This is a genomic window from Rhodococcus sp. NPDC079359 (assembly GCF_040702585.1).
Classification (GTDB): Bacteria; Actinomycetota; Actinomycetes; order Mycobacteriales; family Mycobacteriaceae; genus Rhodococcoides.
In genome coordinates this window covers 119282-128041 of the sequence record NZ_JBFBLH010000013.1, presented here as the reverse complement: position 1 = coordinate 128041, position 8760 = coordinate 119282, and the positions used below count along the sequence as shown (strand labels likewise).

Genomic DNA, 8760 nt, shown 5'->3' with positions numbered 1-8760 from the left:
CCGACTTCGTGGTGGTCGATCCGTCCGCATGGCCGCAGTTGGCGGCGGCGATCGACCACGGCGTCCGTGCCGACGGCACATAACCGCACCACTGGCCACGGCTCTTACAACCGCGGGTCGACCGGCTCGGATTCCAGTGCCAGGACGGCGAACACGGCCTGGTGGATGGAATAGAGCGGCTCACCGCGCACCGAGCGATCCAGCGCTTCCATTCCCAGCGCGTATTCGCGGAGCGCCATCGACTGCTTGTGTCCCACGTTTCGGTTGCGCAGGGCAGTCAGTCGATCCGGGTCGGTGTAGTCGGCACCGTAGATCAGCCGCAGATACTCACGGCCACGAACTTTCATGCCGGGCTGCATCTTTCCGCGCGGAGCGTTCGCTTCCGGTTTGACGACCATGCCCTCGCCGCCCTGCGCCGTCAACTCCTCCCACCACTTCTCCGCTGCCGCAACCGAATCCGGCGTCGACAGATCGACCTCGATTCGACGGGTGGCGGCGAACACCTCGGGAGCTGCTGCCACCAATCGGTCGGCAACATCGAGGTGCCAGGCGTGCGGACGATCGGCATACGTTTCGACGTTCGACGCCAGCACCTGGAACGGCGCGATCCGAACCCCGTCGAGGCCGTCCGTCGGCCAGATGTACCGCCGATACGCATCGGTGAACTCGCCCAGGTTGACCTGCCGAACGGTGTTCCGTTCCAGCAACGCCTGCACACCGAGACCACGCGTACCGGCCGATGCCAGCACCGCTGCCTCGGCCCCGAGATTCGCTCGAGACACCGCAGCGACCGCGGCGTACTCGGCTTTGATCAGGCCCTCCGCTTTGGCGGACCACGGCATCAGTTCGCAGTCGAGAATCAGCCAGCTCGAGGCCAATTCGTCCCACACACCGGCCTTCTCGATCGCGTCGGACACCCCGGAGATGAGCTCGCCGGTCAGTGACTCGTCGAACACCGGACGACCCGTCCGCGTGTACGCGGTGCCGAGCGATCCCTCCGGCGCATCGAACTTCTCCCGAGCGGTGTCTGCATCTCGACACACCACCACGACCACCCGCGAGCCCATGTGCTTCTCCTCGCAGATCACCGTCGATGCACCGAGCGCGCGATACGCGTCGAATGCCTGCGTCGGATATTCGAGATAGCCTTCGCGCTCGGATGTTCCACTCGGAGCCATCGTCGGCGGCAGATAGTGCAGCCACTGCGGAGCGAGGGCGAACCGACTCATCACTTCCAGTGCGCCCGCGGCATTCTCCGGCCGAACCGATACGCGCCCACGCAGCGACGTCTCGACGCCCGTCGGGCCGATCACGTCGGACAGATCGAGCGATGCTGCATCCCGCGTGAACGCGCCCATCGGGCGGGCAGGCTCGTACCAGACCTTCTCGGCCGGAACCGACACCACCTCGCGCTCCGGGTAACGCAGCGCTGTGAGCTTCCCGCCGAAGACGCATCCCGTATCGAGACACGCAGTGTTGTTCTCCCACTCCACTTCCGGCACCGGGGTGTGCCCGTAGAGCACCGTCGCCGAGCCCCGATAGTCCTGCGCCCACGGGTACCGCACCGGCAGGCCGAATTCGTCGGTCTCGCCGGTGGTGTCGCCGTACAGGGCAAAACTTCGAACCCTGCCCGACGCCCGGTTGTGGTACTTCTCGATCAAGCCCGCGTGCGCGACGACGAGCTTGCCGCCGTCGAGCACGAGGTGCGCGACGAGGCCGTCGCAGAACTCGAGCACCTGCCGGCGAAACTCTGCCGACTCGGCGTCGAGCTGTTCGAGGGTCTCGGCGAGACCGTGCGACGTGGTCACCTTCCGGCCGCGGAGTGCCTTGACGAGCTTGTTCTCGTGGTTGCCCGGAACCGCCAATGCTGCTCCGGTACCGACCATTCCCATCACCAGTCGCAGGACTCCGACCGAGTCCGGTCCGCGATCGACGTAATCGCCGACGAACATGGCAGTCCGACCAGGCGGTGGCGTCGCGCCGACCGCGCGACCGGCGTCGTCTCGCTCGATCGTGTAACCCAGCACGCCGAGCAGGCTTTCGAGTTCGGCGAGGCAACCGTGGATGTCGCCGATGACATCGAACGGTCCGGTCAGCTCACGTCGATCGCTGCGTAGCGGGGTGCGAACGAACGTCGCCGACGCCACGGCCTCGACACCGTCGAGTACGTGAACCGAGCGAAAGCCTTCCTTGGACAGGCCCCGGAGCGAGCGTTGCAACTGGGACTGCTGGCGGCGCAGCACGTCTCGGCCGAACGTCCTGTCGGTGCGCTCGGCGTTGCGCTGTGCACACACCGACTCGGGCACATCGAGTACGACGGCAACCGGCAGTACATCGTGTTCGCGAGCCAGTGATATCAGTGCCTTGCGCGCGGCCGGTTGGACGTTCGTCGCGTCGACGACGGTGAGCAGACCGGCCCGGAGCCTGGTTGCGACGAGGAATTCCAGCAGCGCGAACGCATCCTTGGTCGCGCTCTGCAGGTTGGGGTCGTTGCTCACCATGCCCCGGCAGGCGTCGCTGGACACCGTCTCGTACGGACCGAAGTGCTGCGCGGCGAACGACGACTTGCCGGAGCCGCTGATGCCGACGAGTACGACGAGGGATCGATCCGGAATGTCGAAGGTACTCATCGGGTCTGCTCCTCTCGGGTGAAGACGGCCATCTGGGTCGGGGTGCCGTGCATGTCGTCGACGGGGCCGATTCCCTCGATGCGTACGTCGTAGCCGTGTTCACGGGCCACCGATGAACCCCAGTGCTCGAACTGCGCTCGGGTGAACTCGAATCGGTGGTCGACGTGACGGAAGGTTCCCGGTTCGAGGCCGGGGTACAGCGCGTTGTACTCGGAGTTGGGTGTGGTGACGAGAACCGTTCGTGGACGCGCCTGAAGAAACACCGAACGCACCAACGCCGGCAGCCGATCGAGATCGACGTGTTCGATGACCTCCATGAGCACCATCGCGTCGAATCCGTGCAGCCGAGCGTCGCGGTACGTGGCCGACGACTGCACCAGTTCGATCCGAGCGCGCTGCCGGTCGGACATGTCGTCCAGACGTAGCCTGCGCTGCGCCTTCGCGAGTGCACGATCGCTCACATCCGCACCGAGAACGCGATCGAAACTGTTGTCCGCGAGAATCTCTCGCAGCAGGCGACCCTCACCGCAACCGAGGTCGATCACCGACTTCGCGCCTGCACCCGTCAGTGCCGCCAGGACGGCGCGTACCCGCTGCTCGGCGAGCGTCGGATCTCGCGGGGCTGCGTCGCCCTGCGGAGCGTCGGGCACGAGTCGGTCGAGCGCCGAGGCCACCAATTCGCGACGGTGCGCCAGGTAGCGGGAGGCGATGAGCGACGACTCCGGGTGATCCCCCAGCCAATCCCATGCTGCTCGAACGAGTTTGTCGGCCTCGTCCTCGCCCACCCAGTAGTGCTTCCCGTCGTCGAGGACCGGCAGAAGGACGTACAGGTGCCGCAGTGCAGCCGACAGCGTGAATGTTCCGGTCAAGACCAGATCGACGTACTCGGAGTTACCCCAGTGCGGCTGCGTCGGATCGAGCGGGATGGGCGTCGCGTCCACTTTCCAACCGAGGGGACCGAACATCCGTGACGCCAGGTCGGTCGCACCACGAGACGGCGCGGCAGGCATCGAGATCATCAGATCGATTGCAGCAGAGACCAATTCAGGCCTTCCGGTACACACGCCGGCCAGCGTCTGCTTGAACAGTCGCGACAATGCCACCGCGAGCCCGGACGCTGCACCGTCGTTCAACAGGACTGCAACGGTGGTGCGCTCGACCGAGACTTCCGGATACAGCACAGTGGTGGTGCCCATGGGCAGGTTCCAGCTCTGCACGCGATCGGGGTGCTTGTGCAACAAATACCCGATGTCGGAGGAGTCCGGGAAATCGGTTGTGGCATTTGCAGTCACGGTCAGTAGCACCGCAGCGACGTTACGGGACAGCCGCGTCCGATGCGTCCCATTTTTCGGGTGCCCGTCGGGCTGCGTCAATGGACCACTGCACACGTCTGACCGCGGCAGCGGTCCATTCACTCACTGCGGGTGAACACTTCGGCCCGCGTGAATGGACCGTTGCATACGTCTGAGCGGTGCAAGGGTCCATTGACGCGGGCGGCGGAGCCGCACGCACGCAAAAGCGGCACCCACCCTTTCGGGTAAGTGCCGCTTCGGTACAGCTGGGTGAAACTAGATCACTTGACGATCTTCGTGACGCGACCGGCTCCGACGGTACGACCGCCCTCACGGATTGCGAAACGGAGGCCGACATCCATGGCGACCGGCTGGATCAGCGTGACGGACATCTCGGTGTTGTCACCGGGCATGACCATCTCGGTGCCCTCGGGAAGGGTCACGACGCCCGTAACGTCCGTGGTACGGAAGTAGAACTGCGGGCGGTAGTTGTTGAAGAACGGCGTGTGGCGGCCGCCCTCGTCCTTCGAGAGGATGTAGGCGTTGCCCTCGAACTCCGTGTGGGGAGTCGTGGTGCCGGGCTTGATGATGACCTGTCCACGCTCGACGTCTTCGCGCTTGATGCCACGAACGAGGAGGCCGACGTTGTCGCCTGCCTGACCCGAGTCGAGCAGCTTGCGGAACATTTCGATTCCGGTGACGGTGGTCTTGGTCGAGCCGGGGCGGATGCCGACGATCTCGACCTCTTCGTTGACGTTGACCGAGCCGCGCTCGATACGTCCGGTGACCACGGTGCCACGACCGGTGATGGTGAAGACGTCCTCGACGGGCATGAGGAACGGCTTGTCGGTCTCACGGACGGGGTCCGGAACCGAATCGTCGACGGCCTGCATGAGCTCCAGAACCGACTCGCCCCACTTCTCGTCACCCTCGAGTGCCTTGAGTGCGGAGACCTTGATGACCGGTGCGTCCTCGTCGAACTCCTGCGAAGCGAGGAGCTCGCGGACCTCCATCTCGACGAGCTCGATGATCTCGTCGTCGTCGACCATGTCGGCCTTGTTCAGTGCGACCAGGATGTACGGAACACCGACCTGGCGGGCGAGCAGCACGTGCTCGCGGGTCTGCGGCATCGGGCCGTCGGTTGCTGCAACGACCAGGATTGCGCCGTCCATCTGTGCCGCGCCGGTGATCATGTTCTTGATGTAGTCGGCGTGACCCGGTGCATCGACGTGCGCGTAGTGGCGCTTCTCGGTCTGGTACTCGACGTGGGAGATGTTGATCGTGATACCACGAGCCTTCTCCTCCGGAGCCTTGTCGATCTGATCGAAAGCCGAGGCCTCGTTCAGGTCCGGGAACTTGTCGTGCAGAACCTTGGTGATTGCAGCCGTCAGCGTCGTCTTACCGTGGTCAACGTGACCGATGGTGCCGATGTTGACGTGCGGCTTCGTCCGATCGAACTTCGCCTTCGCCACTGTGTGTCCTCCTGGACTGATCTGTGCGGGCCCCGACGGGGCCGGCACGCGTATGTGTTCTTACTTATTACAGGTCGAGCGTGGTCCAGCAAACGAAGAGATTTACTCTCCGTTGACCTTCGCGATGATTTCCTTCGCTACGTTCGCGGGAACTTCTGCGTACGAATCGAAGACCATGGAGTAGTTAGCGCGGCCCTGTGTCTTCGACCGAAGGTCTCCGATGTAGCCGAACATCTCCGACAGCGGAACCAGTGCCTTGACGATACGGGCACCGCTGCGCTCCTCCATGGCCTGAATCTGACCACGGCGGGAGTTCAGGTCGCCGATGACCTCACCCATGTAATCCTCGGGCGTGATGACCTCGACGGCCATGACGGGTTCGAGAATGACGGGGCTGGCCTTGCGGGCGGCTTCCTTGAACGCTTGTGAGCCGGCGACCTTGAAGGCCATTTCCGACGAGTCGACGTCGTGGTACGCACCGTCGAGCAGTGTGACCTTGACGTTGACCAGGGGGTATCCGGCGAGAACACCGTACTGCATGGCGTCCTGAGCACCGGCGTCGACCGAGGGGATGTATTCCCTGGGCACACGACCACCGGAGACCTTGTTCTCGAATTCGTAGGTCGCACCGTCTTCGCCCTCGAAAGGCTCGAGCTTGATGATGACCTTCGCGAACTGGCCGGAGCCACCGGTCTGCTTCTTGTGGGTGTAGTCGTGCTTCTCGACCGTCTTGCGGATGGTCTCGCGGTACGCGACCTGCGGCTTGCCGACGTTGGCCTCGACCTTGAACTCGCGACGCATACGGTCGACGAGGATGTCGAGGTGCAGCTCGCCCATGCCGCCGATGACGGTCTGGCCGGTGTCCTCGTCCAGCTTCACCGAGAAGGTGGGATCCTCTTCGGCGAGCTTCTGGATTGCTGTTCCCAGCTTCTCCTGGTCGGACTTGGTCTTCGGCTCGATCGAGACCTGGATGACCGGGTCCGGGAAGCTCATGGACTCGAGGATGATCTGGTTCTGCGGATCGCAGAGCGTGTCACCCGTCGTGGTGTCCTTGAGGCCGATGACCGCGTAGATGTGACCAGCAGATGCGGTCGCGATCGCGTTCTCCTTGTTGGAGTGCATCTGGAACAGCTTGCCCAGACGCTCCTTCTTGCCCTTGGTCGAGTTGATGACCTGAGCGCCGGAGTCGACCTTGCCCGAGTACACCCGGACGTAGGTCAGCTTGCCGAAGAAGGGGTGAGTCGCGATCTTGAACGCGAGAGCCGCGAACGGCTCGTCTGCGGACGGCTTGCGAGTGATCTCCTTCTCCTCGTCGCCGACGGCGTGTCCGATGGTCTCGGCAACGTCGAGGGGAGACGGGAGGTAGTCGATGACCGCGTCGAGCATGGGCTGGACGCCCTTGTTCTTGAACGCGGATCCACACAGGATCGGGTACAGCTCGCTGTTGACCGTCATCTTGCGGATGGCGCCCTTGATCTCGTCGATCGTGAGCTCTTCGCCGCCGAAGTGCTTCTCCAGAAGCGCTTCGTCGGACTCGGCCACGGTCTCGAGCAGCATGGTGCGGTACTCGTCCGCGCGCTCCTTGAGGTTTTCCGGGATCTCCTGGATCTCGTACTTCTCGCCGAGCTTGGTCTCGCCACTCCACACGAGAGCCTTCATCTGCACGAGGTCGATGACGCCCTCGAAATCGTTCTCTGCGCCGATGGGCAGCTGGATGACCAGCGGCTTGGCACCGAGACGATCGATGATGGTCTGCACGGTGTAGTAGAAGTCCGCGCCGAGCTTGTCCATCTTGTTGACGAAGCAGATGCGCGGCACGTCGTACTTGTCGGCCTGACGCCAGACCTGCTCGGACTGCGGCTCGACACCTTCTTTGCCGTCGAACACTGCGACAGCGCCGTCGAGGACGCGGAGCGAGCGCTCCACCTCGACGGTGAAGTCGACGTGACCGGGGGTATCGATGATGTTGATCTGGTTGTCGTTCCAGAAGCACGTCGTGGCAGCAGAGGTGATCGTGATGCCACGCTCCTGCTCCTGCTCCATCCAGTCCATGGTGGCTGCGCCATCGTGAACTTCACCGATCTTGTAGGAGATACCGGTGTAGAAGAGGATGCGTTCGGTAGTGGTGGTCTTGCCGGCATCGATGTGGGCCATGATGCCGATGTTGCGGACCTTGAGTAGGTCGGTCAGCACGTCCTGTGCCACGAGTTAACCCGCCTTGGTGTTGGAAGAGGTATTGCCTGAGCTGATCAACGCTCCGGCGGTATCGGATAGTTCCGAATACCGCCCGAGCGAGGAGATCACCAGCGGTAGTGAGCGAACGCCTTGTTGGCTTCGGCCATCTTGTGAGTGTCCTCGCGACGCTTCACAGCGGCACCGAGGCCGTTGCTGGCGTCGAGCAACTCGTTCGCCAGACGCTCGACCATGGTCTTCTCACGACGAGCGCGCGAGAACGTGACCAGCCAGCGCAGTGCCAGCGTGGTGGAGCGGCCGGGACGAACCTCGACGGGCACCTGGTAGGTGGCACCACCGACGCGACGGCTGCGAACCTCGAGGGCCGGCTTGACGTTGTCGAGTGCACGCTTGAGCGTGACGACGGGGTCGGTGCCGGTCTTCTCGCGAGCCTGCTCGAGCGCCTGGTAGACGATGCGCTCTGCGGTCGACTTCTTGCCGTCGAGGAGAATCTTGTTGACGAGCTGCGTGACCAACGGCGATCCGTAGACCGGGTCGTTGATCAGCGGCCGCTTGGGTGCTGGGCCCTTGCGTGGCATATCAGCTCTTCTCCTTCTTGGCTCCGTAGCGGCTACGAGCCTGCTTGCGGTTCTTGACACCCTGGGTGTCGAGCGAGCCGCGGATGATCTTGTAACGCACACCCGGGAGGTCCTTCACACGACCACCGCGAACGAGCACCATCGAGTGCTCCTGCAGGTTGTGACCCTCACCGGGGATGTATGCGGTGACCTCGACCGAGGAGGTCAGGCGAACACGCGCGACCTTACGGAGCGCGGAGTTCGGCTTCTTGGGGGTGGTGGTGTACACGCGAGTGCACACGCCACGGCGCTGTGGACTGCCCTTGAGGGCAGCGGTCTTCAGTTTCGCGACCTTGTCGGTGCGTCCCTTACGGACCAGCTGGTTGATCGTTGGCATGAACCGGCTTTCTTCGTGTCGATAAACAGGGATCTAGCAGTTGGAGCAAGAGAACACTGCTCCTCACCCGGTACTGCTGCTGCTCCAGTACTGCTACCGCGGGTCTCTTGCACCCCGCGGTCGGGTGTGTCGCATACCCCCACACGTCCAGCCGGTTGCGCGCTCTCAGAGCGAACGTGCGCACGGCTGTACCTCGCATAGGCACACAAACGGTCCGGC

At 63.7% G+C, this 8760-nt stretch carries 6 protein-coding genes; all 6 read right to left on the bottom strand.

Annotated features, from left to right (window positions below):
• Positions 1-104 precede the first annotated feature (104 nt).
• Positions 105-2630 (bottom strand): polynucleotide kinase-phosphatase, encoded by a 2526-nt coding sequence (locus AB0362_RS23740; RefSeq protein WP_317533328.1) that lies wholly within the window; start codon positions 2628-2630, stop codon positions 105-107.
• Entirely contained in the window at positions 2627-3922 is a 1296-nt protein-coding gene (locus AB0362_RS23735) for a 3' terminal RNA ribose 2'-O-methyltransferase Hen1 (RefSeq protein WP_317533329.1), read from the bottom strand. The genes AB0362_RS23740 and AB0362_RS23735 overlap by 4 nt, the downstream gene beginning before the upstream one ends.
• A gap of 281 nt (positions 3923-4203) precedes the next feature.
• Positions 4204-5394: an elongation factor Tu gene (gene tuf, locus AB0362_RS23730; protein ID WP_032380840.1), complete on the bottom strand. Its 1191-nt coding sequence runs from the start codon at positions 5392-5394 to the stop codon at positions 4204-4206.
• A gap of 102 nt (positions 5395-5496) precedes the next feature.
• A complete protein-coding gene (gene fusA / locus AB0362_RS23725) occupies positions 5497-7599 on the bottom strand; it encodes an elongation factor G (RefSeq protein WP_037191357.1) in 2103 nt (700 codons plus the stop codon).
• A 95-nt stretch (positions 7600-7694) separates the two neighbouring features.
• Complete coding sequence (gene rpsG, locus AB0362_RS23720; RefSeq protein WP_003941856.1) at positions 7695-8165, bottom strand: 30S ribosomal protein S7; 471 nt, start codon at positions 8163-8165, stop codon at positions 7695-7697.
• A gap of 1 nt (position 8166) precedes the next feature.
• Complete coding sequence (rpsL, locus tag AB0362_RS23715) at positions 8167-8541, bottom strand: 30S ribosomal protein S12 (protein WP_008714048.1); 375 nt, start codon at positions 8539-8541, stop codon at positions 8167-8169.
• Positions 8542-8760 lie beyond the last annotated feature (219 nt).

Coding starts and splice junctions, on each gene's coding strand:
- AB0362_RS23740 (WP_317533328.1), bottom strand. CDS start 2,630: ATGAGTACCTTCGACATTCCGGATCGATCCCTCGTCGTACTCGTCGGC.
- rpsG (WP_003941856.1), bottom strand. CDS start 8,165: ATGCCACGCAAGGGCCCAGCACCCAAGCGGCCGCTGATCAACGACCCG.
- rpsL (WP_008714048.1), bottom strand. CDS start 8,541: ATGCCAACGATCAACCAGCTGGTCCGTAAGGGACGCACCGACAAGGTC.